At 66.5% G+C, this 22,820-nt stretch carries 27 protein-coding genes; 13 read left to right on the top strand and 14 right to left on the bottom strand.

Translation table 11 applies throughout. The features are described 5' to 3' along the window. Positions 1-124 precede the first annotated feature (124 nt). Together AC07NY_RS06860 and AC07NY_RS06855 are read left to right on the top strand one after the other, a co-directional pair. Positions 125-370, top strand: coding sequence for a type II toxin-antitoxin system VapB family antitoxin (locus AC07NY_RS06860; protein ID WP_494582730.1), 246 nt, complete (start codon positions 125-127; stop codon positions 368-370). Next, a complete protein-coding gene (locus tag AC07NY_RS06855) occupies positions 367-792 on the top strand; it encodes a type II toxin-antitoxin system VapC family toxin (protein ID WP_494582728.1) in 426 nt (141 codons plus the stop codon). The genes AC07NY_RS06860 and AC07NY_RS06855 overlap by 4 nt, the downstream gene beginning before the upstream one ends. Before the next feature lie 33 nt (positions 793-825). Here the strand turns inward: AC07NY_RS06855 and AC07NY_RS06850 are convergent, their stop codons facing one another. Next, a complete protein-coding gene (locus AC07NY_RS06850; protein ID WP_494582726.1) occupies positions 826-4,425 on the bottom strand; it encodes a hydantoinase B/oxoprolinase family protein in 3,600 nt (1,199 codons plus the stop codon). Between the two features lie 220 nt (positions 4,426-4,645). Between AC07NY_RS06850 and AC07NY_RS06845 the strand changes: the two genes are divergently transcribed. From AC07NY_RS06845 to AC07NY_RS06830, 4 genes are all read left to right on the top strand, one after another. Further along, the gene (locus AC07NY_RS06845; protein ID WP_494582724.1) at positions 4,646-5,194 is read left to right on the top strand and encodes a TRAP transporter small permease; all 549 of its coding nucleotides are present in this window, start codon (positions 4,646-4,648) and stop codon (positions 5,192-5,194) included. A gap of 2 nt (positions 5,195-5,196) precedes the next feature. Continuing rightward, positions 5,197-6,501, top strand: coding sequence for a TRAP transporter large permease (locus AC07NY_RS06840; RefSeq protein WP_494582722.1), 1,305 nt, complete (start codon positions 5,197-5,199; stop codon positions 6,499-6,501). Positions 6,502-6,541: 40 nt separating this feature from the next. Continuing rightward, positions 6,542-7,531, top strand: a complete 990-nt coding sequence (locus tag AC07NY_RS06835; RefSeq protein WP_494582720.1) for a TRAP transporter substrate-binding protein — start codon at positions 6,542-6,544, stop codon at positions 7,529-7,531. Positions 7,532-7,612: 81 nt separating this feature from the next. Continuing rightward, entirely contained in the window at positions 7,613-8,143 is a 531-nt protein-coding gene (locus tag AC07NY_RS06830; RefSeq protein WP_492284793.1) for a winged helix DNA-binding protein, read from the top strand. Positions 8,144-8,156: 13 nt separating this feature from the next. Here AC07NY_RS06830 and AC07NY_RS06825 read toward each other — a convergent pair whose 3' ends face one another. Beyond that, positions 8,157-8,711, bottom strand: a complete 555-nt coding sequence (locus tag AC07NY_RS06825; protein ID WP_494582718.1) for an SRPBCC family protein — start codon at positions 8,709-8,711, stop codon at positions 8,157-8,159. Then, complete coding sequence (locus tag AC07NY_RS06820; RefSeq protein WP_336813730.1) at positions 8,708-9,031, bottom strand: metalloregulator ArsR/SmtB family transcription factor; 324 nt, start codon at positions 9,029-9,031, stop codon at positions 8,708-8,710. Before AC07NY_RS06820 ends, AC07NY_RS06825 begins: the two co-directional genes overlap by 4 nt. A gap of 136 nt (positions 9,032-9,167) precedes the next feature. Here AC07NY_RS06820 and AC07NY_RS06815 point away from each other — a divergent pair, with 136 nt between their 5' ends. Next, positions 9,168-10,070, top strand: a complete 903-nt coding sequence (locus tag AC07NY_RS06815; protein WP_494582715.1) for a DMT family transporter — start codon at positions 9,168-9,170, stop codon at positions 10,068-10,070. A gap of 24 nt (positions 10,071-10,094) precedes the next feature. Here AC07NY_RS06815 and AC07NY_RS06810 read toward each other — a convergent pair whose 3' ends face one another. Beyond that, complete coding sequence (locus AC07NY_RS06810) at positions 10,095-10,727, bottom strand: pyridoxamine 5'-phosphate oxidase family protein (RefSeq protein ID WP_494582713.1); 633 nt, start codon at positions 10,725-10,727, stop codon at positions 10,095-10,097. 185 nt (positions 10,728-10,912) lie between these two features. Here AC07NY_RS06810 and AC07NY_RS06805 point away from each other — a divergent pair, with 185 nt between their 5' ends. The 4 genes from AC07NY_RS06805 to AC07NY_RS06790 all read left to right on the top strand — a co-directional run bounded on the left by AC07NY_RS06805 (position 10,913) and on the right by AC07NY_RS06790 (position 13,606). Beyond that, positions 10,913-11,371, top strand: a complete 459-nt coding sequence (locus AC07NY_RS06805; RefSeq protein WP_492284799.1) for a hypothetical protein — start codon at positions 10,913-10,915, stop codon at positions 11,369-11,371. Positions 11,372-11,385: 14 nt separating this feature from the next. Beyond that, the gene (locus AC07NY_RS06800; RefSeq protein WP_492284800.1) at positions 11,386-12,051 is read left to right on the top strand and encodes a ribonuclease T2 family protein; all 666 of its coding nucleotides are present in this window, start codon (positions 11,386-11,388) and stop codon (positions 12,049-12,051) included. A gap of 63 nt (positions 12,052-12,114) precedes the next feature. Further along, positions 12,115-12,966, top strand: coding sequence for a 23S rRNA (adenine(2030)-N(6))-methyltransferase RlmJ (locus AC07NY_RS06795; RefSeq protein WP_494582710.1), 852 nt, complete (start codon positions 12,115-12,117; stop codon positions 12,964-12,966). Between the two features lie 37 nt (positions 12,967-13,003). Further along, positions 13,004-13,606 (top strand): glutathione S-transferase, encoded by a 603-nt coding sequence (locus tag AC07NY_RS06790; RefSeq protein WP_492284802.1) that lies wholly within the window; start codon positions 13,004-13,006, stop codon positions 13,604-13,606. Positions 13,607-13,773: 167 nt separating this feature from the next. Here the strand turns inward: AC07NY_RS06790 and AC07NY_RS06785 are convergent, their stop codons facing one another. Next, complete coding sequence (locus AC07NY_RS06785; RefSeq protein ID WP_492284803.1) at positions 13,774-14,421, bottom strand: outer membrane protein; 648 nt, start codon at positions 14,419-14,421, stop codon at positions 13,774-13,776. Between the two features lie 375 nt (positions 14,422-14,796). On the opposite strand from AC07NY_RS06785, the gene AC07NY_RS06780 reads away from it, so the two are divergent. Then, complete coding sequence (locus AC07NY_RS06780) at positions 14,797-15,612, top strand: glycosyltransferase family 2 protein (RefSeq protein WP_494582707.1); 816 nt, start codon at positions 14,797-14,799, stop codon at positions 15,610-15,612. Next, entirely contained in the window at positions 15,605-16,351 is a 747-nt protein-coding gene (locus AC07NY_RS06775) for an SDR family oxidoreductase (protein ID WP_492284805.1), read from the top strand. The genes AC07NY_RS06780 and AC07NY_RS06775 overlap by 8 nt, the downstream gene beginning before the upstream one ends. Before the next feature lie 4 nt (positions 16,352-16,355). Here AC07NY_RS06775 and AC07NY_RS06770 read toward each other — a convergent pair whose 3' ends face one another. The 9 genes from AC07NY_RS06770 to rpsU all read right to left on the bottom strand — a co-directional run bounded on the left by AC07NY_RS06770 (position 16,356) and on the right by rpsU (position 22,791). Continuing rightward, entirely contained in the window at positions 16,356-16,985 is a 630-nt protein-coding gene (locus AC07NY_RS06770; protein WP_494582705.1) for a 2-hydroxychromene-2-carboxylate isomerase, read from the bottom strand. 127 nt (positions 16,986-17,112) lie between these two features. Next, a complete protein-coding gene (locus AC07NY_RS06765) occupies positions 17,113-17,397 on the bottom strand; it encodes a hypothetical protein (RefSeq protein ID WP_494582703.1) in 285 nt (94 codons plus the stop codon). A gap of 137 nt (positions 17,398-17,534) precedes the next feature. Then, the gene (gene pgeF / locus AC07NY_RS06760; RefSeq protein ID WP_494582701.1) at positions 17,535-18,299 is read right to left on the bottom strand and encodes a peptidoglycan editing factor PgeF; all 765 of its coding nucleotides are present in this window, start codon (positions 18,297-18,299) and stop codon (positions 17,535-17,537) included. Between the two features lie 43 nt (positions 18,300-18,342). Continuing rightward, positions 18,343-19,434: a class I SAM-dependent methyltransferase gene (locus tag AC07NY_RS06755; RefSeq protein WP_494582699.1), complete on the bottom strand. Its 1,092-nt coding sequence runs from the start codon at positions 19,432-19,434 to the stop codon at positions 18,343-18,345. Continuing rightward, positions 19,431-20,285, bottom strand: coding sequence for a prolipoprotein diacylglyceryl transferase (gene lgt, locus AC07NY_RS06750; protein WP_494582697.1), 855 nt, complete (start codon positions 20,283-20,285; stop codon positions 19,431-19,433). The genes AC07NY_RS06755 and lgt overlap by 4 nt, the downstream gene beginning before the upstream one ends. A gap of 84 nt (positions 20,286-20,369) precedes the next feature. Then, positions 20,370-21,389: an NADPH-dependent curcumin/dihydrocurcumin reductase gene (curA, locus tag AC07NY_RS06745; RefSeq protein WP_494582696.1), complete on the bottom strand. Its 1,020-nt coding sequence runs from the start codon at positions 21,387-21,389 to the stop codon at positions 20,370-20,372. A 143-nt stretch (positions 21,390-21,532) separates the two neighbouring features. After that, positions 21,533-22,111, bottom strand: a complete 579-nt coding sequence (locus tag AC07NY_RS06740) for a chloramphenicol phosphotransferase CPT family protein (RefSeq protein WP_494582694.1) — start codon at positions 22,109-22,111, stop codon at positions 21,533-21,535. 102 nt (positions 22,112-22,213) lie between these two features. Beyond that, positions 22,214-22,474: a hypothetical protein gene (locus AC07NY_RS06735; RefSeq protein ID WP_492284813.1), complete on the bottom strand. Its 261-nt coding sequence runs from the start codon at positions 22,472-22,474 to the stop codon at positions 22,214-22,216. Positions 22,475-22,515: 41 nt separating this feature from the next. Further along, positions 22,516-22,791: a 30S ribosomal protein S21 gene (rpsU, locus tag AC07NY_RS06730; RefSeq protein ID WP_492284814.1), complete on the bottom strand. Its 276-nt coding sequence runs from the start codon at positions 22,789-22,791 to the stop codon at positions 22,516-22,518. Positions 22,792-22,820 lie beyond the last annotated feature (29 nt).

Here is a 22,820-nt window from a genome sequence, read left to right as displayed (position 1 = left end):
ATACGCAAAGGCATCCTGCGGCTGTTGCAGAATCTGCATCCCGCTTGCGTGAATATGCAAATTGAACCATATGAATATTCATATCCCTGTGTGAATGTTCACATGGGTTTCACATGGAGCTACCGTGCCGCTCTACATCCGGGACGACGATGTCGATGCCCTCGCCGGTCGTTTGCAGCGGATCGCCGGGACGCGCACGAAGACCGAGGCGGTACGGCAGGCGCTGGAGCACGAGCTCGACCGGCTGGATGCCGCCCGCCCTCTGCGCCAGCGGCTCACCAAGAGCCTGGCCCTCGCCGACGCCATGGGCAGCGGGGCAAGTGACTTCGACCTGAAGTCCTTCACGGACGCACTGTGGGACGACGCATGATCTATCTGGATGCTTCGGTCATCGTCGCGATCCTCGGCCGCGAAAGCGATGCCGATGCGATCGTTGCCCGCATCGAAGCCGCGGAACGCCCGTTTCTGGTTTCACCCACCGGCCTGTTTGAAGCGGCCATGGGACTGGCAGCCAAAAAGGCTCGCGAAACCGGAAAGACGTTGGACGCGCAATTCATCGACCTGGCGCAACAGGCCGTCCAGCAATTCGTGGCGGACATTGCCGCCAACGAAATCACCATCACTCCAGCAATCGGTACAGCCGCACTGGAAGCCGCCAAGCGCTACAGCCGCGCCATCGGCAGTGCAGCCGCACTGAACTTCGGCGACTGCTTCGCCTATGCCTGTGCCAAGGAGCACGGTGCCGCCCTGATCTACAAGGGCAACGACTTCGTAGAGACCGATCTTGGCTGATACCGACACAGCGCCGGTATCAGCCTAATCCGGTCAGCCCTTCGCCTTGCCAAAGCCCCCGGCCGTCGGCGTTATCACGGTCACTGCCTCGCCCGCCTGGAGCAGCGTCTGGTCGGAGGGCTTCAGCTCCTCGACCGTGCCGGAGAGCCTGCGCACCAGCGTCTTGCCGAGTTCACCCGCCTCGCCGCCATCGACGCCGAAGGGACGGACCCGGCGATGCGAGGCGAGGATCGCGCAATCCATCGTCTCGCGGAAGCGGATGGTGCGCGAGGTGCCGTCGCCGGCCGACCATTCGCCCTTGCCGCCCGAGCCCTTCCGGATGTGGAAATCCTCCAGCACGACCGGGAAACGCGTCTCCAGGATCTCCGGATCGGTTAGGCGCGAATTGGTCATGTGGACATGCACGCCCGATGTGCCGTTGAAGCCGGGGCCGGCCGGCGAGCCCGAGCAGATCGTCTCGTAATACTGGTACTGGTCGTTGCCGAAGGTCAGGTTGTTCATCGTGCCCTGCGAGCAGGACATTGCCTTGAGCGCGCCGAACAGCGTGTTCGTCACCGCCTGCGATACCTCGACATTGCCTGCGACGACCGCCGCCGGATAGCGCGGCGCCAGCATCGAGCCCTCCGGCACGACGATCCTGATCGGACGCAGGCAGCCTGCATTCATCGGGATCGCGTCATCGACCATGACGCGGAAGACGTAGAGCACGGCGGCGCGGGTGACGGGCGCCGGAGCGTTGAAATTGTCCGGCCGCTGCTCGGAGGTGCCGGTGAAATCGACCGTCGCCTCGCGCTTCTCGCGGTCGATGGTGATCTTCACCTTGATCGCGCAGCCCTGGTCCATCGGATAGGTGAACTCGGAATCGTGCAGCTTGGTGAGCAGCCGCGCCACGCTCTCGGCCGCGTTGTCCTGGACATGGCCCATATAGGCCTGCACGACATCGAGGCCGAAGGAGCCGATCATCTTCTTCAGCTCCGCCAGACCCTTCTCGTTGGCGGCGATCTGCGCCTTGAGATCGTTGACGTTCTGCACGACGTTGCGCACCGGATAGCGCGCGCCGGTCAGGCGCTTGACCAGTTCCTCCTCGCAGAAGCGGCCCTGATCGACGATCTTGAAATTGTCGATATAGACGCCCTCTTCCTCGATATTGGTCGCCAGCGGCGACATCGAGCCCGGCGCGGTGCCGCCGACATCGGCGTGGTGGCCGCGGCTCGCCACCCAGAACAGGATCTCCTTGTCCTCGGGGTCGAAGACCGGCGTGCAGACCGTGATATCCGGCAGATGCGTGCCGCCATTATAGGGCGCGTTCAGGCAGTAGACGTCGCCGGGCTTGATCACCGGATTGTTGGCGATCACCGTCTCGACCGAACGATCCATCGAGCCCAGATGCACCGGCATATGCGGCGCGTTGGCGACGAGCGCCCCGGTCTGGTCGAAGACCGCGCAGGAGAAGTCGAGCCTCTCCTTGATGTTCACGGAATAGGCGGTGTTCTGCAGCGTCACGCCCATCTGCTCGGCGATCGACATGAACAGGTTGTTGAATATCTCGAGCATCACCGGATCGGCCTTGGTGCCGATTGCCGCCTGCTGGATCAGCGCCTTGACGCGGACGAGCACGAGATGGTCGCGGGCCGTGAGCTTGGCGCTCCAGCCCTCCTCGACGACGACGGTCTGGTTCGGCTCGATGATGATCGCAGGTCCGGCGACGCTCTGGCCGGGCTTGATCGCCTCGCGACGGACGATCGCCGCATCGTGCCATTGGCCCTTGGCGAAGAAGCGCGTGCGCTCGGCCGCGACCGGCTCGCCGGCCTGCTCACCGGCCGCGGCCTCTTCGAATTTCGCACCGCCACCGACGGCCTCGACCTCGACCGCCTCGACGACCAGCGCCTTGGTCTCGTCCATGAAGCCGAAGCGCGCCTTGTGCGCGGTCTGGAAGGCCTCCTGCATCACGGCGCGCGTGCCGGCAGGGACTGCGATTGCGGTATCGGTGCCGGAATAGCGGATATGGGCGCGCACATGGATCGCGATATCGCCCTCGGCGACGCCCTGCCCTGCGACTTCTGCCTTCGCATCAGCGGCGAGCTTCGTGGCGACAGCTTCGATCGCGGCCTTGACCTCGCCGTCGAGCGCGACGTCCAGCGCCGATGTCCGCGTCGAGCGGATTTCGGCCAAGCCCATGCCATAGGCGGAGAGCAGGCCGGAGAACGGGTGCAGCAGCACGGTCTTGATGCCGAGCGCGTCCGCCACAAGGCAGGCATGCTGGCCGCCGGCACCGCCGAAGGAGTTCAGCGCGTAACGCGTGATGTCGTAGCCGCGCTGGACCGAGATCTTCTTGATCGCCTCGGCCATGTTGGCGACGGCGATCTGGATGAAGCCGTCGGCGACCTCCTCAGGGCTGCGCCCGTCGCCGACCTCGGCCGCCAGCACCGCGAACTTGTTACGGACGATACCGACATCGAGCGGCTCGTCCTGCTGCGGTCCGAAGATCGCCGGGAAATAGGACGGGATCAGCTTGCCGACCATGACATTCGCATCGGTCACCGCGAGCGGCCCACCGCGACGATAGGCGGCGGGACCAGGATTGGCGCCGGCCGAATCCGGCCCGACACGGAAGCGTCGCCCATCGAAATGCAGGATCGAGCCGCCACCGGCCGCGACCGTATGGATCAACATCATCGGCGCGCGCATGCGCACGCCGGCGACCTCTGTCTCGAAGGCACGCTCATACTCGCCGTCGAAATGCGCGACGTCGGTCGAGGTGCCGCCCATGTCGAAGCCGATCACCTTGTCGAACCCGGCCGAGCGGCCGGTCTCGGCAAGGCCGACCACGCCACCGGCCGGGCCTGACAGAATCGCGTCCTTGCCCTGGAACAGCTCGGCCGCGGTGAGGCCGCCCGAGGACATCATGAACATCAGGCGCGCGCCGGTGCGGGCGATATCGAGCTCTTCGGAAACCTGCTGCACATAGCGGCGCAGGATGGGCGAGAGATAGGCATCGACCACGGCGGTGTCGCCGCGCCCGACCAGCTTCACCAGCGGCGAGACCTCGTGGCTGACGGAAACCTGCGGGAAGCCGATGTCGCGCGCGATCCGGGCCGCGACCTGCTCATGCGCCGTGTAGCGGTAGCCATGCATGAAGACGATCGCCACAGCGCGGAAGCCGGCATCGTATTGCGACTGCAGGGCGCTGCGGATCGCCGCCTCGTCGGGCGCGCGCTCGACCGTGCCATCGGCCAGCACGCGCTCGTCGATCTCCTCGACCGCATCATACAGCGCCTCGGGCAGGATGATCTGCTTGGCGAAAATGTCCGGCCGCGCCTGGTAGCCGATGCGCAGCGCATCGCGGAAACCCTTGGTCGTAACCAGCAGCGTACGGTCGCCCTTGCGCTCCAGCAATGCGTTGGTGGCGACGGTGGTGCCCATACGCACCTCACCGATGGTCCCGGTCGGGATCGGCTCGCCTGCCTTCAGGCCGAGATGCTCGCGGATGCCCTGCACGGCCGCATCGCGATAGGCGCCCGGATTTTCAGAGAGCATCTTCCTGGCATGGAGATTGCCAGCCGGATCGCGGCCGATCACGTCGGTGAAGGTGCCGCCGCGATCGATCCAGAAGTCCCAATGAGCCGCCGACATAGACCCTCTCCCCCTTGGACAAGCCGGGATCGCCCGACACTGATAAATCATCGATAAATCGTCGATGAGTTATTGACAAGGCGATTCCGCCGGCTACGATCCCGATTGTGGCTGGAACATGGCTGAGGGGCCGGGCCGGCGCGAAAGCGGAGGATGCGACGATGCGAGCAATCCTGGCAACCGGGCGCACCTGCGCTCCCATCGGATGGGAGCGCCTTCGATGATCCGTCGCGCACTCGATTTCCTCTATCTCGCCGCCGGCTACATCGCCGGTCTGTGCCTGATCGTGATCTTCGTCCTGATGATGCTGCTTTCGGTCGGGCGCGATATCAATTTCAACGTGCCGTCCGGCGACGATTTCGCTGGCTGGGCCTTTGCCGCCATGGCCTTCTTCGGCCTGGCGCATACCTTCAAGAAGGGCGAGATGATCCGGGTCGGGCTGCTGATCGAGCGCCTGCACGGACGCGCGAAAAAGGCGGCCGAGCTGTTCGCTCTCACTGTCGCCGCGCTCTTCATCGGCTATTTCACCTGGCAGACCGGGAAGCTCGCCTATGATTCCTGGCAGTATTTCGACATGTCCACGGGCGTCGTCTCGGTGCCGCTCTGGATCCCGCAACTCTCCCTTGTGCTCGGGCTGGGAACGCTCCTGATCGCAATCGTCGACGAATTCGTCATCGTCCTGCGGACGGGTCGCCCGACCTACGAGCCCGAGCCGCCGAAATCGGTCGAGGAACTGGTCGAGCGCGTCGCTCAGGGCGGAGGCGTCTGATCATGAGCCTGCCTGTTCTCTCGCTCGTCCTGCTCGGCTTCCTCGTCCTCGTCCTCGGCTCCGGCATCTGGATCTCCGTCGGCCTCGGCCTCGTCGGGCTGCTCGCCATGTGGCTCGTCACCGACGTGCCGATCGGCCAGGTGCTGGCGACCACGGTCTGGAGTTCCGCCAGCGGCTGGACGCTGACGGCCTTGCCGCTCTTCATCTGGATGGGTGAAATCCTGTTCCGGACACGCCTGTCCGAGCAGATGTTCCTGGGGCTCTCGCCGTGGCTGCAATGGCTGCCCGGCCGGCTCATCCATACCAATATCGTCGGTTGCGGCATCTTCGCCGCCGTATCGGGCTCCTCGGCGGCGACGGTCGCGACGATCGGCAAGATCTCGCTGCCGGAGCTTCAGAAGCGTGGCTATGACGAGAAGCTCAGCCTCGGCACGCTGGCCGGCTCCGGCACGCTTGGCCTGCTGATCCCGCCCTCGATCCCGATGGTGGTCTACGCGGTGACGGCGAACGTCTCCGTGCTTCAGGTCTTCCTCGGCGGCTTCCTGCCCGGCCTGCTCGTGATGGCGCTCTATATGGGCTACGTCATCATCTGGTCGCTGCTGAACCCGGACAAGACGCCGCCGCGCGACCCCTCGATGCCGTTCATGGAGAAGATGCGGCAATCGATGAAGCTGCTGCCCTGCCTCGTGCTGATCGCGGCGGTGTTCCTGGCGCTCATCCTTGGCTTCGCCACCGCGACCGAATGCGCCGCCTGGGGCGTAAGCGGCGCGCTGTTCCTGGCCTGGTGGAGCGGCACGCTGACCTGGAACACGCTCTTCCAGAGCATCATGAGCGCCACCCGCCTTACTTGCATGATCATGCTGATCCTGGCGGGCGCGGCCTTCTGCACGGCGGCGATGGCCTATACCGGCATCCCGGCCGCGCTGGCCGAATGGGTCAAGGGGCAGCAACTCTCGACGCATATGCTCGTGCTGGCGCTGACCTGCATGTACATCATCCTGGGCTGCCTGATCGACGGCATCTCGATGATCGTGCTCACCGCCGTCATTGTCCTGCCGATGGTCAAGGAGGCGGGCTTCGACCTCGTCTGGTTCGGCGTCTATCTCGTCATCCATGTCGAGATGGCGCAGATCACCCCGCCGGTCGGCTTTAACCTGTTCGTGCTGCAGAACATGAGCGGCAAGGACACATGGACGATTGCGAAAGCAGCGTTTCCGTTCTTCATTCTGCTGAACGTCGCCGTCCTCATCATCACGACCTTCCCGCAGATCGTGCTCTACCTGCCGAAGCTCGCCTTCCCGGACTGATCCTCGGCTCCATCATCACAAGCAAGAGAGAGGGAATGACATGATCAACCGCAGACATATCGCGACCGCCGCCTTCGCCTTCGGCGTCAGCGCGCTCGCCTTCGCCATGCCGGCCTCGGCTCAGACCAAATGGAACCTGCCGGCCGCCTACCCGAGCGACAACCCGCACAGCGAAAACCTCGTGCTCTTCGCCAAGGACGTCGAGGCGGCCACCGGAGGCAAACTCCAGATCACCGTCCATCCCGGCGCCTCGCTGTTCAAAGCGCCCGAGATCAAGCGCGCGGTCCAGTCCGGCCAGGCCCAGATGGGCGAGGTCCTGCTCTCGATCCACGAGAACGAGGATCCGATCTTCGGCGTCGACGTCGTCCCCTTCCTCGCCACCTCCTATCCCGATGCCATGAAGCTCTACAAGGCGTCGAAAGCGGCGATCGAGAAGAAGCTCGACGCGCAGGGCATCAAGCTTCTGTTCATGGTCCCCTGGGCGCCGCAGGGCATCTACACCAAGAAGGACGTCAACACCTTCGAGGACCTGCGCGGCCTGAAATGGCGTTCCTACAATGTCGGGACCTCGCGCCTCGGCGAGATCGCCGGCATGCAGTCGGTCACGATCCAGGCGGCGGAACTGCCGCAGGCGCTGGCGACCGGCGTGGTCAACTCCTTCATGTCGTCGGGCGGCACCGGCTACGATTCCAAGGTCTGGGAATCGCTGACCCACTTCTACGACACGCAGGCCTGGATCCCGAAGGACGCGACCTTCGTCAACAAGGCCACCTTCAACGCCCTCGACAAGGCGACGCAGGACGCACTGCTCAAGGCCGCCGCGACGGCCGAGGAACGCGGCTGGAAGATGTGGCAGGAGAAGGCCGGCTGGTATCTCGACCAGCTCAAGGCCAAGGGCATGAAGGTGCAGGCGCCCTCGCCCGCGCTCGCCGCCGGCTTCAAGAAGGCCGGTGAGCAGCTCACCGCCGACTGGCTGAAGAAGGCCGGCGCCGAAGGCCAGGCCATCGTCGACGCCTACAAGAAGATGTAACGGCCGCCTTCGGCCCCAATCCAGACGGGGTTTCCCTTTCCATCAGGAGAGGGAAACCCCGAACCGCTTCCGGATCGAACCGTGCCCGCATCGCCTCCTCCACCCGACGACCTTGGCCCGATCGTCTCTTCCGGCCATCTCGCGTCGGGAGCCCTGCCGGCGCTCTCGGAATTCGAGTTCGCGCTGAGCATGACGGTGCACGCCTTCCAGCGCTGGATGATCCGCTGCATGGCGGCGGCCGGCATCGCCGATCTCTCGCCGCTCGATGTGCTCGTGCTGCACAACGTTAATCACCGCGGCAAGGCCAAGCGCCTCGCCGATATCTGCCTTGTCCTCAATATCGAGGACACGCATCTGGTGAACTACTCGCTGAAGAAGCTCGAGCGGCTGAAGCTGCTCAAGGGCGGCCGCAAGGGCAAGGAGAAGACCGTCGAGGTCACCCCCGCCGGCGAGGAGGCCTGCCGGCGCTACGCCCAGATCCGCGAGCAGCTCCTGGTCAAATCCATTCGCGCCACCGGCGCAGATCCGGCTCGGCTCTCCGAGATCGCCGCCGCGATGCGCTCGCTCTCCGGCCAGTACGACCAGGCGGCGCGGGCGGCGGCGAGCCTCTGATCAGCCTGGGCCGTCAGCTCTTGCCCGGCTCGGGCAGGTCGGCATAGCGCCCGGCATAATCCGCATCGAGCGCTTCGAAACGCGACCAGAACCCGCGCCGCGGAGCGCCGCTGAGCACGTCCTCCAGCAGGCCCAGATGCATGTGCCAGCCGCCGGAGACGCTGGTCATCTCCGCCTTGCTCGGCAGCTTGCGATGCGTCAGCACCAGCAGGACCTTCTCGCCCTTCGGCAGGAGCTCGAACTCGACCTCCGATTCCGGCTCCCCGCCGCCGCCCCAGGTGAAGGCGATGAGCCGGGGCGGCTCGTAGCGCGTGATCGTCCCGGTCGAGCGCACGCCGTTCTCATGCACCTCGCGATAGGCTTCCGGCGGTGCCTCGTCGGTGATGTCAGAATGCTTGAACAACATCTCCGTGCGGCCGCCGACGCGCAAGTCGAAGGCGCCCGAAGCGAGCCACTGCCCGCGCTTCTCCGACTCGGTGAGATACGACCAGACCCGTTCCACAGGCCACGGCAGCAGGCGCTCGAAGCGCACTGCGCCGCTTTCCAGCACGACGCCATATTCGTTCATCGGGTTTCTCCCTCGCCCGGTTCGGGCTTTGCAAGTTCCTGTTCCAGGATATCGAGGTGGCGGCCCCAGAAGCGCCGGACCTTGCCGAGCCAGGCGTCGAACGCTTCAAGCCCCGCCGGATCGAGCCGATAGATCCGCTGCTGCCCCCGAGCCTCCACCGTCACCAGCCCGGCCTCTCTGAGCACCTTGAGATGCTGCGAGATCGCCGGCGCGCTGGCGCTGAATCGGGCCCCGATTTCGCCTGCCGACAGCGCCCGCTCGCCCAGCATCTCGACGATGCTGCGGCGTGTCGGGTCGGCAAGGGCGGCGAAGCGATCCATGGCCTATTACTTCGCCACTCACTTAATTAAGTCAATACTTAATATTTGAGGGTCATGGGGGCATGCGGAAACGCGGATTGCCACGCGCCCCGGACTCCGCCAGTGGTGACGCGCCTCTGGAACCCTTTCGCCTGCCATGACCGCCCGCAACGCCTCGCTCGTCGGCATCGCCATGATGCTGCTCGGCATCCTGCTGTTCTCGCTCAACGACGTGATGGGCAAATGGCTGGTCGCCACCTACACGGTGGGCCAGCTCCTCGTGGTGCGCAGCCTCGCGGCGCTCGTCGTCATCCTGCCCTTCGTCTTCAAGCAGGGCGTGCAGCGGACGTTGCGGCCGGAACGCCCCGGCCTGCAGGCCTTGCGCGTGCTGTTCAGCTCGGGCGAGGTCGCGCTGTTCTATCTCGCCGTCAGCTACCTGCCGCTCGCCGACACCATGACGATCTGGCTGGCCGCGCCAGTCTGGGTGGTGATCCTCGCAGCGCTCCTGCTCGGGGAACGCATCGACGGCCGGCGCTGGCTCGCCATCGCATTGGGCTTCGCCGGCGTCGCCATCTCGCTCAATCCAAGCGGCGCCAGCCTGTCGATGCCCGCGCTGATCGCGCTGTTCGGCAGCTTCCTCTTCGCCGCGATGATGATCGCTGGCCGCCAGCTGCGCGGCACGCCCGATGTCACGCTGGTCGCCTGGCAGACGCTCGGCGCCCTGCTGATGGGGCTCGCGCTCCTGCCCTTCGGCTGGGTGACGCCGAGCCTGAAGGACACCGCCCTGCTCGGCCTGCTCGGCATCGTCGCGATGGGCGCGCATATCTGCGTCACCCGCTCGCTCAAGCTCGCGGAAGCCTCGGTCGTCGTGCCCTATCAGTACACGCTGATCGTCTGGGCGCTGGTCTTCGGCTGGTTCATCTTCGGTGACTGGCCGACGCCCGCCATGCTGTGCGGCGCGGCCCTGATCGTCGCGGCGGGCCTCGTCCTGCTCATCCTCGAACGCAAGGCCGCGGCGGCGCCGGCCGTGCTCGAAGCGACCGGAGCCGGCGCGCCCTGACGGGCTCGCCGCTGCCGAGCGCCCTCAATAGAGGCGCGTGCGATAGCCTTCCTCGAGATTGCGATCGGCCTCGTCGCCGTCGACCGCCTTGGTCTGGTCGGCGATGATGCGGCCAAGCGTCGGGAAGGAGTGGCGCGGCACCTGCGTCGCCGGATCCCACAGCTTCGAGCGGATCAGCGCCTTGCCGCAATGGAAATAGGCTTCCTCGACCTCGACGATCAGGCCCGTCACCGGCGCGCGCTCCTGCATCGCGGAGGGAGCCAGAAGCTCCGCATCGCGCGTCGCCCGCCCCTTGCCGTTGACGCGCAGGGTCTCTGGAATGCCCGGGACCATGAAGACGAGCCCGACGCCCGGCGCCGACATGATATTCCCGAGTGAATCGACCCGGTTGTTGCCGCGCCGGTCGGGGATCAGCAGGGTCTTGTCGTCGAGCACGCGCACGAAGCCCGGCCCGTCGCCGCGCGGGCTGGCGTCGGCATTGCCCTGCGCGTCGCTGCTCGCCAGGACGAGGAAGGGCGAGAGCGCGATGAAGTCCTTGCAGAACTGGTCGAGCCGGCGCAGCACCTTGCCCGTCGCCAGCGGATGGACGGGCCCGATATGGCCGCGCAGGGCTTCCTCGTCCTCGATGCGCGCCGCCGGATCGTCGAAGCAGTCCATGATGTCGTTTCCCCGTGTTTCTGCCGCCAATCTGTCCGATCGCGGCGCCTCGCGCCAGCGCGGGAGGTTTCTGCCGGCCAGCCTTTGTCCGCATGGCGCCGTGCCGCGCGCATGCGCCTTGACCGGTGACCGGCACATCGCCATCGTGCGCGGCATCTTCGCCCTCTCATACGAGGCCTGATTCCATGCGCCGCGCCCTGCTGCGAACCGCTCTTGTTTCCATCGCCTGCCTTGCGGGCTTTGCCGCCAACGCGGCAAGCGGCCGCGTGGTCCATCCGCTGGACCGCGCAGAGAACCGCACCTTCCCGATGTACGGCAACCTTCCGGGCTGCGACGATCCGGCGGTGCTCGGCGAGGTCACCAACCGCTTTAATTCGCGCGAGAGCACGTTCTGGGGTCCGCTCCAGGCTGTCTCCTATGACCGCATCGGGCAGATCGGCTTTCGCAGCTGGGGCGATGACTTCATCCCGCGGCGCTTCTGCAGCGGCCGCGTTCTGCTGAATGACGGCAAGTTCCGCCGCGTCGATTACTCCGTGCGCGAGAATCTCGGCCTCTTCGGCCTGACCTGGAACGTCAACTGGTGCGTCAACGGCCTCGATCGGCAGCGCACCCACGCACCCGACTGCAAGATGGCGCGCCCCTGATTGCAGGCTCTCCGATGTTGAAATCGCTGGCAATCGCGGCTCTGGCGCTGTTCGGCTTCGCCGGGGCCGGCCATGCGCAGGATTTCGGCCAGCGCGGCGGCACGCCGGGCGATTTCGATTTCTACGTGCTGGCCCTGTCCTGGTCGCCGGGCTTCTGCGAGCTCGACGGCGACCGCTCGCGCAACCGCGAGCAATGCGGCGAAGGCGCCGGACTGCGCTTCGTCGTGCACGGACTCTGGCCGCAGAACGAGCGCGGCTATCCCAGCGAATGCGGCCCGGCCGGCCGCACACCCTCGCGAATCGCAATGGAGCAAGCCGAAGGCCTGTTCCCGACCGAAGGCCTCGCCCGCTACCAGTGGCGCAAGCACGGCACCTGCACCGGCTCCAGTCCGAGCGACTATTTTCGTGACGTCCGCCGCGCCCGCGAGAAGGTGGTCATCCCGCCGACACTCGCCAAGGCCGAGCGCGACCAGACCTGGACCGCGATCGATCTCGAACGCGCCTTCGCCGCCGCCAATCCCGGACTGCGCCCGGACATGATGTCGGTCGCCTGCAAGCGCGGCGTGCTGCAGGAGGTGAAGATCTGCTTCACCCGTGATCTCCGCGATTTCCGTTCCTGCCAGCAGGTTGATCGCTCCGGCTGCCGCGCCCGCGAGTTCACCGTCGTCGCGCCGCGCTGATAACCGAATGTGGCAGGACTTTGCCGCTTCCGGTCGGGAGCGGCTTCCTCTACCAACGGCAGCATGAACTATCGCCATGGCTTCCACGCCGGAAACTTCGCCGATGTGCTGAAGCATGTCGTTCTGACGCGCATCCTGCTGCATCTCAACGCCAAGCCGACGCCCTACCGCATCATCGACACCCATGCCGGCAGCGGCCGCTACGATCTCGATTCGGAAGAGGCTTTGCGGACCCATGAATGGAAGGACGGCGTCGCGCGGATCGACCGTTCGCCGCTATCCCCGGCGGTCGAGGCCTTGCTCGCTCCCTATCGCGCCGCGCTGGAAGGCGCTCGCGCGCTCTATGGCACCGGCGCCTATCCCGGCTCGCCCTGGCTCTGCCGCCACGCGATGCGGCCCGATGACCGGCTGGTCGCCGCCGAGCTCCACCCCCCGACTTACAAGAAGCTCTCGGAGGCCATGGGTCGCGACAAGCGCTGCAAGCCGCTCGCCATCGACGGCTGGACGGCATTGCGGGCCAATGTGCCGCCGAAGGAGCGCCGCGGCCTTGTCCTGATCGACCCGCCCTTCGAGGAGAAGGACGAGTTCGCGATGCTCGCCGACCAGTTCATCGCGGCGCATCGCAAATGGCCGACCGGAATCTATGCGCTCTGGTATCCGATCAAAGGTAGCAGCGGCATCGGATCGCTGATGGATGCGGTGCTCGATGCCAGAATCGGCCGGCTCCTGCGCCTCGAAATGGATGTCGACCGCCCCGAAGCGGCCGGCGGCCTCAGCGCCACCGGCCTGCTGATCGCCAACCCGCCCTGGACGCTGGCCGAGGAGGCCGAAATCCTGCTTCCTGCATTGACCGAGCGGCTCGCCCAGGGGCCGCGCCCGCGCTATCACTGCGAGGCGATCCGCCCCGACGGCTGATCGACCACTTTATCGCTCCGCCTCAAGGATATCGCCGATGCTCGTCCTGCGCTCCTCACCCGCCTCCCCGTTCGGCCGCAAGGTCAAGATGGCGGCCCTCGAACTCGGGCTGATGAGCAAGATCGAGATCGTCGCGGCCGATACGACCGATCCGACGGAGGTGCTGCGCCAGCAGAACCCGCTCGGCAAGATTCCGACGCTGGTGCTGGAGGACGGCACGACGCTGTTCGATTCGCGCGTCATCGTCGATTATCTCGACCATCTCAGCGGCGGTAAGCTGATCCCGGCCGGCGAGGCCCGCTTCGTCCAGTTGCGCTTGCAGGCTCTCGCCGACGGTATCTGTGATGCGGCGCTGCTCAAGGTCTATGAAGGGCGCTTCCGTCCGGAGGAAGCCCGCAACGCCAACTGGGTCGCCCATCAGGACGGCAAGGTCGCGCGTGGACTGGCCGCGCTCGAAGCTGCGCCGCCCGCCTTCCCGGAGCGCCCGCGTGTCGGCGAGATCGCGCTCGCCTGTGCGCTGGGCTATCTCGACCTGCGCTTCGAAGGCTCCTGGCGCGCCGCTCATCCGAAGCTCGTCGCCTGGCTCGACGATTTCGCCGCCCGCGTCCCGGCATTCGAGGCGACACGCTTCAAGGGCTGATCGCGCCGAATAGCGGCGACAGCTCACGCAAATGATGAAAGCCGGCGACTCAGGTCGCCGGCTTTTTTCTTGGGCCCGCTCAGGCGTCGGTGCAGCCTTGCCCGCCGGCAACAAAAAAACCCGGTGGCCTAGGCCACCGGGTCCGTTCTGTCTCCGGAAGGAGAGGATCAGAACTTGTAGCTGAGACGGGCGCGGACGACCGAGAAGTCGGTGCCGACCTTGGTGCCGGTGTTCAGGATGCTCTTCTCGCCCAGGTCGACGTACAGGTACTCGACGCCGGCGATCAGGTTGTTGGTGATGGCGTACTCGAGGCCAGCGCCGACAGCGTAACCGCCGGTGTGGCTGCGGTCCGACGAGAACGCCAGAGCCGGGATCGAGGTCTTCACGTTGCCGTAGGCCCAACCACCGGTGATGTAGGGCATGAACCGGTCGAAGGCGACGCCAACGCGAGCGCGGACCGTGCCGAAGTAGTCGGTCTTGACGCGGACGAGGCCGAGGTTGTTGCCGCTGCTGAGATCGGCAGCCTGCAGGTCAGCCTCGAGGCCGACGACGAACTGGCCCATCTGGTAGTTGTAGCCGACCTGGCCACCGCCGACGAAGCCGTCGAGATCGCCGACATTGGCGAAGCCGTTGGCGTTCACGTTGCCCCAGCCGTAGCCGGCGTTGGCGCCGACGTAGAAGCCGGTCCAGGTGAAGGCGGGAACGTAGACCGGAGCCACAACCGGGCCCTTGCGCGACGGCAGGTCAGCGGCCGAAGCGGCGCCAGCGGCGACGAGACCGAGCGCGGCAACGCTCGCAAGCAGATACTTCTTCATGACAAACTCCTTAGTCGTCGCTGTCGCCGGGAAAACCCGGCGGTTGATTTCGATGAACCCGTTATAAGACCGGGAGCCGGCTTTGTCTGTTGCATCGGAAGCACATCTGCCTTGCAGACCGCGGCAGAAATGCGGCACGAATGCGATAACTGAACGCAAATAGGTAAAACCAGGTTAACCAACCAGCGACTAGCCACCATGGTAAATCGAATACTAACAGTAGTTCGACCCCACGCCGCCCTAGGAACATGGCCCGGCCTACAAACGCGGCTGCTTATCCAAGGTTCCCGCGGCGATTGCGGCTTTTTTCGCCTGTCTTGCCGCTCCGTCCCGCCCGTGCTTAAGCCTTGAGACGACAGGAACCGAAGAAGAACCGTGCTGCCCCTCTCGATTTTCATCATCGCCCAGAACGAGGCGGACCGGATCGGCCGGACCATCGAAGCGGCGCGGGCGCTGAGCGACGACATCGTCGTCGTCGATTCCGGATCGAGCGACGGCACCCAGGCCCTGGCCGAGTCGCTCGGCGCTCGCGTCATCTTCAACGCCTGGCCGGGCTACGGCCAGCAGAAGCGCTTCGCCGAGGACCAATGCCGCCACGACTGGCTGCTCAATCTCGATGCCGATGAAGTCGTCCCGCCGGACCTTGCCGCCGAGATATCCGCTCTCTTCGCCAATGGCGCGCCGACGAAGGACGCCTACAAGGTGCGAATCGCCGAGATTTTTCCCGGCGAGGGCGCACCGCATCGCTTCGCCTATGCGCTCGCCCCCGTGCGCCTCTACCGCAAGAGCAAAGGCCGCTATTCGGCCTCGCCCGTGCATGATCGCGTCGATCTCGCCGCGGATGCGCAGGTCGGGCGCCTGCGCGGGACCGTGCATCATTTCTCCGTCCGCTCGCTGGGCGAACAGATGGACAAGCTCAATGCCTATAGCGACGCGCAGGCCGACGACCTCGATGCACGCGGCGGCACGCTTTCCGTCTTCCGGCTGGTCGCCGAATTCCCGGCCAATTTCCTGAAGGCCTATATCGGGCGGCGCCATGCGCTGCGCGGCATCTACGGCTTCATGACCGCGATGAACTACGCCTTCTATCGCTATCTGCGCGTCGCCAAGCACTGGGAGCGTCGCCTTCAGCGGCGCGCTTCCGCCCAGGCGACGACGCACCCTGCGAAGCGCGAGGGCCGCGATGGCTGAGGTTGCGCTCGTCACGGGCGGCGCCCGCCGAATCGGCCGCGCCATCGTCGAAAAGCTGGCAAGCACCGGCTATGCCGTCGCGATCCACCACGGCGACAGCCGCGAGGATGCCGAAGCTCTGTTGAGACAACTTGAGGCGAGCGGGGCGAAGGCCTGCCTTTTGACCGCCGATCTCGTCGACCCCGCGGCGGTCGCGACCCTGATTCCCGCGGCCGAGGCGGCGCTCGGCCCCGTCACGCTTCTCGTCAACAACGCCGCGAGCTTCCTTGCCGACGATGTCCGATCGCTGGATATCGCCACCTGGAACCGTCAGTTCTCGATCAACCTGCGCGCCCCGTCCCAGCTGGTGGGCATCATGGCGGAGCGCCTGCCGGCCGGCGCGACAGGCGCCGTCGTCAATATCGTCGACCAGCGCGTCTGGAAACTGACGCCACAATATTACTCCTACACCCTGACCAAGGCCGCGCTGCTCACAGCGACCCGGACCCTGGCGCAGGCGCTGGCCCCGCGCATCCGTGTTAATGCCGTCGGCCCCGGCCCGACCTTCCCGAACAGCTATGATGGCGCGGACCGGCTGGAGCAGGAAGCCGCCGGCACCCTGCTCGGGCACAGGATAGCGCCTGAGGAAATCGCCGACGCTGTGCTTTATCTCGCCCGCGCCAGCTCCGTGACCGGCCAGATGATCGCCGTCGATGCCGGGCAGCACCTCGGCTGGCGCACGCCCGACATCATCGGCTGATTCGCTAGAGAGCGCCTTCGGCGCGATAGGGCGCGCGGCCGCTGGCCAGCGCTGCATCCAGCAGATCGAGCCGGTCCTGCCCCCAGAACACCTCGCCATCGAGCACATAGCTCGGCGCGCCGAAGACGCCGGCCTCGACGGCCTGGCCCAGGGTCTCCTCATAGCGGAGCTTGACTGAGGGCCCCTCGGCCGCGTCGAGCAAGGCCGTCCCGTCGAAGCCTGCCCGCGCCGCGCAGGCCAGCAGCGCCTCGGGGCGGCTCATGTCCTCGCCCCGCGCCCACAAGCCGGCCATCACATCGCTGATGAAGGCGTAGGGGTCGCCGTCCTTGGCCCGGATCGCGATCGTCATGCGATCGGCCGATGACGGATCGAACGGAAAATGCTTCGGCTGCAGCACGAGCGGCAGGCCCCGCGCCGCGCGCCAACGCTGGAGATCGAGCAGCCGATAGCGCTGCCTGACCGGATGCCGCTTCGGCAGCGGCAGGCCGCCAGTCTCGTCGAACACCGAGCGCAGCGGCATCGGCCGGTAGTCGATCGCGCAGCCATGCCGCCGGGCGATCTCGTGAAAGGCCGCATTGCCGAGATAGGTCCAGGGCGAATGTAACGAGAAGTAATAGGTGATCGAACGGGACAAGATCGCCTCGCGGGCTTTTGCAGACAGCGATAGCATCACCGCCGCCCGGCCCTTCTTGCAAGGCCGCGGCCGTGCGCCTCGTGCAGCCCGGCCCCGCGAGGAGCCGGGAAGCTCGCGGAGAGGCAGGTCAGGCGGCCTTGTTCTTCAGCGCGCCGATGATCGCGGTGAGAATCGCGCCGCCGGCACCGCCCGAGATCAGGTTGGTCAGGATGCCGCCGACGCTGAGATTGCCGCCCTGCGCCGCCGCGCTGATCGCCGGCAGCAGAAGCGGGATCAGCTGCCCGAGCACGCCACCGCCCACGAGCCCGGAAATCGTGTTGCCGAGCGTCCCGAGGTCGAAGCTCGGGCTGGCCTTGCCGGCCGCATTGCCGCCGATCGCACCGGCGATCAGGTTCATCAGGATCTGTTCCATCTCGGCCCCCGCATCTGAATGCATCGCCCGAAGAACATCTGCCCGAGAGAAGCGATGCGTTCCCGCGGCAGCCGGAACGATGCGCCTGCCGAAGCCGTGCGACAAGCCGTCGCGCCGCTCCATCAACTGCTATCGGCTCAGTCGAGCGCGATCGCCGCGATCAGGCGGCCGTAATCGGGTTCGCCGCGATGGGTCGTACGCCGATAGCTGAAGAAGCGCTGCTCGTCGCCATAGGTACACAGGCCCATGTCGACGAAGCGGCCGATTCCCGCCTCCTGCGCCTTGAGCCCGATGAAGGCCGGCAGGTCGAACATCGCATGCGCAGCGCGCTCCGACGGCGTGAAGAAGCGCGCATAGGTCCGATTCTCGGCCTTGAAGCGCTCGCTGAATTCCGGGCCGACCTCATAGGCCTTGGCGCTGATCGTCGGGCCGAGCACGGCGGTGATGCGCTCGCGCCGGGCGCCGAGCTTCTCCATTGCCGTCACCGTCGCACCGACGATGCCGGTGAAGGCGCCCTTCCAGCCGGCATGGGCGGCACCAATCACCCGCGCCTCGCCATCGGCGAAGAGAATCGGCCCGCAATCGGCGGTAGAGACGCCAAGCGCGACATGCGAGGCGGAGGTCACCATCGCGTCGGCCTTGGGGCGATCGCCCGGCCAGGGGCCCGTCACCACTTCCACATCGGCAGAATGGACCTGGTAGAGGCTGATCAGGTTTTCCGGCGCGACTTCGAGATGGCGCGCCATCCGTGCCCGATTCTCGGCGATCGCCGCCGGAGCGTCGGCGGAGCCGAGCCCGCCATTCAGCGAAGCGTAGATTCCGGTCGAGGCGCCACCTTCACGGGTGAAGAAGGCGTGACGGATGCCGGCTTCTCCGGCGAGCTCGCGGGCGGTGATGAACATGAAGCAGATCCGGTTGCGCGAGGCCGCGAGCGGCCCGCTGGGTTCAGCCCCGATCTGGCAGCCGATGAAGGTCAAATCCGGGCAGGGGCGGCAGGTTCCGCTGCGATAGCGCGAGAACCTTGAACAAATCGCCCATGCCGGTCTCGCCTTGCGCGATCAAGCGGTCGAAGGCGACCGAAATCGCCGCGCGCTGGTCGGGATTCGCCTTGAGCGACAGCGCCTGCGCCCGCTGCGGAAGCCCGAGTGCCAGCAGGACATCGCGCTGCGTCGCCGGGCCGTGTAGCGCGGCGCCGGCCTTGAGAGCGGCCTGTCCCATCCGCTCGAAATCGACATGGACGGTGAGATCCGCCTCGCCGGGCTCCGCGAGCGGAGCGACGAACTCATGCCGTTTCATCGCCTGCAGCGTGTCGCCGAAGCCGGAACGCGCCGAGCCGTAATCGATGAGCAGTGCCGCCCCGCCTGCCGAAGCGAGATGGCCGGCGAGCTGCGCGACGATATCGAGCGCGATCGAAGGCTGCTCGAACACATTGCCGATGGGCGCGGCGATGTTCAGCCCGCTCTCGCCCGCTGCGGACAGGCCGAAGGCGAGATCGCCGTCATCGCCGAGCCCGACCAGCCGCTCGCGCCAGCCTTCCGCCGTCATCACGAACTGGTCGAGCGGCAGGGCGTCCAGGAACTCGTTGGCGACCACGATGACCGGGCCGTCGAGCGCGCCGGCAACCGTATCGTGCCAGACCGGCTCGAATGCCTTCAGCGCTGCCGCCTGCCGGCCGCGCAGCACAGGGCTGGTTTCGACGAGATGGACCGATAGGGCCGCATGGAAGCCCGGCACGATTCGCGTCGCCCGCAGCATGTCGGCCATCAGCGTCCCGCGTCCCGGCCCGAGTTCGACGAGTCGGAACCGCGCGGGCGCGCCCATAGCCTGCCAGGCATGGGCCACCCAGAGACCGATCAGCTCGCCGAACATCTGGCTGATCTCGGGGGCCGTGGTGAAATCGCCCTCGGCCCCAAGGGGATCGCGCGTCATGTAATAGCCATGACGGGGATGGCCGAGCGCCAGCGCCATGTAGCGGCCGATGCCGATCGGCCCCTCCTGCCGGATCAGGTCGACGATCTCGGCCTTGAGCGTGGTCACGCCCGCGCCTCGCCGGGCGCCTCGCGCTTGCTGCGCAGCACCAGCCACAGGCCGGCGAAGAACACCGGCAGCGACAGCAGCATGCCCATGGTGATGCCGCCCGAAAGAGCATCGACCGATGTCCCGAACAGGAAGCCGAGCTGCGGATCGGGTTCGCGGAAGAATTCGCAGACGATCCGCGCGACCGCATAGCCCATGCCGAAGACGCCGGCGACGAAACCCGGCCGCCTGAAGCCACCGAAGCGGACCAGCACGTTCACAAGGATGAAGAGCAGCAGCCCTTCGCCGAAGGCCTCGTAGAGCTGGCTCGGATGGCGCGGCAGCGGCCCGCCATTCGGGAACACCATGGCATAGGGGAAATCGGGCGCCGGCCGGCCCCAGAGTTCGCCATTGATGAAATTGGCGATGCGCCCGAGCAGGAGCCCGATCGGCACCACGGCCGCCGCGAGATCGAACACCGACAGCGCGGGATAGCCACGCCGCTTCGCGAAGAGCCACAGGCCGAGCGTCGCGCCGATCAACCCGCCATGGAAGGACATGCCGCCCTGCCAGATCGCGAAGATGTCCTGCGGGCGTTCGAGATAGCGCGCGAGGTCATAGAACAGCACGAAGCCGATGCGCCCGCCGAGCACGACGCCGAAGGCGACGAAGAGCAACATGTCGTCGAGTTCGATGGCTTGAGGCCGCGCCCGCCCGCCCCACAAGCCGTCGGCGGCGACGAGCTTGCGCGCATACCACCAGCCGCCGAGCAGGCCGACGACATAGGCAAGCCCGTACCATTTGATCGCCAAAGGCCCGAGCTGCACCGCGACGGGGTCGATCATCGGGAAAGGAATGGCGAAGACGGGCATGGCAAAGTCCGGTGGCGGGCGCGGCGAGATGGCCGCGCGCCCGCTGAATGGTCAAGGAAAAAGGCTGGCGCGTGGCGCCCTCGCTCAGAGCTTAACGATCAGCTTGCCGAAATTCTTGCCCTCCAGCAGGCCGATGAAAGCCTCCGGCGCGTTCTCCAGCCCGGTGACGATGTCTTCCTTGTATTTGACCGCGCCCTCGGCGATCCAGCGCGCCATCTCCTCGCGGAAGGTCGGCCCCTGCGCGGCGGCGAATTCGCGCTGGATGAAGCCGCGGATCGTCAGGCTCTTCGACAGCACCTGCCGCATCATGCCCGGTAAACGGTCCGGCCCCGGAAATTCGCCGCTCGCGTTGTAATGCGCGACGAGGCCGCAGACCGGGATGCGCGCGAAGGTGTTGAGCAGCGGGAAGACCGCATCCCAGACATGGCCGCCGACATTCTCGAAATAGACGTCGATGCCATCCGGACAGGCCGCGGCGAGCTTGGCCGCCATATCGGGATCGCGATGGTCGATCACCGCGTCGAAGCCGAATGTATCCCGCACGAAGGCGCATTTCTCAGGACCGCCGGCGATGCCCACCGCCCGCGCGCCCTTGATCCTGGCGATCTGCCCGACCGCAGAGCCGACCGGACCGCTCGCCGCCGCGACCACGACCGTCTCGGCCGGCTTCGGCTGGCCGATAGTGAGCAGGCCGGCATAGGCGGTGAAACCGGGCATGCCGAGCACGCCGAGCGCCGTCGTCAACGGTGCGGCTTTCGGGTCGAGCTTGCGCAATTGCGCGGCATTGGCGACCGCGTAGGACTGCCAGCCGGAATGCGAGAGCACGATATCGCCGGGCTTGAAGGCCGGATCGCGGCTCTCGATGACCTCGCCGACGGTCCCACCCTCCATCGGCTGCCCGATCTCGGTCGCGGCGGCGTAGGATTTCGCCGCGCTCATCCGCCCGCGCATATAGGGGTCGAGCGAGAGATAGAGGATCTTGAGCAGCACCTGCCCCTCGGCGGGCGCCGGGATGGCGGCATGCTCCAGCCGGAAATTCTGCGGCGCCGGGCGCCCCTCGGGCCGGGAGGCGAGCACGATGCGAACGCTGTCGGGCTGGGACATGGGTTTCAATCCTCGATGATGAAGGGCGTGGGCCTGTCCCTCTCATATTGGCGCAGCCTGAAGCGGACGGCAGTCCCCTCGCCCTGCATTCGCAGCCGGCGCGAACGCGTCGATGACATGGCAACGCGATTGCCGGGCTTTGCTCAGCCCCGGTCGCGCCGCTCGCGCAACCGCTCGAAGGCAGCAGGTTTCGATCGCACCCGCCACGTCGCAATGACAGCGTCGGCATTGGCGTCCCGATCCTGCATCGCATCCACCTCGGTATCGTAGAGGCAATAGGAATGGATGCGGTGGAAATCGCGCCGGGCGTCGCCGATCGGCCTGTCGCCACGTTCGCGCTCGCGCCGCTCGAGCTCCTCCAGCGCGCAATGGACGCCGACGAAGAACACGTCATGGCCGGCGAGCGTATCCGCGAGCCGCAGCAGCCAGGCCTCGCTCTCCATGATGTGCTCGACGATGAGGTCGTTGCCGGCCTCGACATAGGCGAGAAGCGAGCGCTCGAAGCCGAGGAAGAAGGCTTCCCGCATGGCTCGCCAGTCGAACTCGCCGCTCTTGATCCGGGCACTCGGCAGAACGCCGGCATCGCGCAGGTGATCGATCGAGATGTGCCAGAACGGCGTATCGATCCGCGCCTGGAGGGCGCGCGCCAGCGAGGACTTGCCGCTGCTCGACGCGCCGTTGAGCAGGATGATGCGGCCGGGCGCGGGAGAGGAATCGTTCATGGCACGCGCTCTTCCCGCCGGGCACAGGCCGCGTCGGCCGAAATGCAGACGGGCGGCACATCCTGATGGCCGCCCGTCTGAAACCTCGTCAAGGGAAGAACGTCAGAGCGCCTTCGCGGCAGCCCGGCTCGGGCGCTTCGAAGCGACCTTGCGAACCGGGGCGGCCGCCTTGGCCGCAGCTTCCTCGGCATCTCTGGCCAGCCGAAGGGCCCGCAGCTTCTCGGTCTTGAGGCGGGCCTGACCGGCCTCATCCTCGACCGCCTGCCAGGCGTCGAGCGCTTCCTTGCGGCGCTGTTCGGTCGCCGAGACGGCCTCCTGCGCCCGAGCAGCGATCTCGTCCAGCTTCATGCTGCGGCTCGACATGCGAAACTCCTACTCAACGGCGCTGATCGGCCTTCCGCCAATCAGACGGCGGACGGCGGACGCGGGGCGCCGGGACGGGCCTTGCCGACCGGCAGCTTCCGCTTCGGCGCCGGCAACAGACCTTCGCGCTGCGCCTGCTTGCGGGCGGCCTTCTTGGCGCGGCGAACCGCCTCGCCCTTCTCGCGGGCCCGGCGCTCGGACGGCTTTTCGAATTCGCGGCGCTGCTTCATCTCGCGAAACACGCCTTCGCGCTGCAGCTTCTTCTTCAGGACGCGCAGCGCCTGCTCGACATTGTTGTCCCGAACGAGAACTTGCATGGTCATCCTTTCCAGAAAGCACAAAGGGC

The sequence above is a fragment of the Allobosea sp. GW821-FHT09G06 genome, assembly GCF_059416005.1.
The sequence above is the reverse complement of the archived record's forward strand: the minus strand, read 5'-3'. Positions and strand labels throughout refer to the sequence as shown.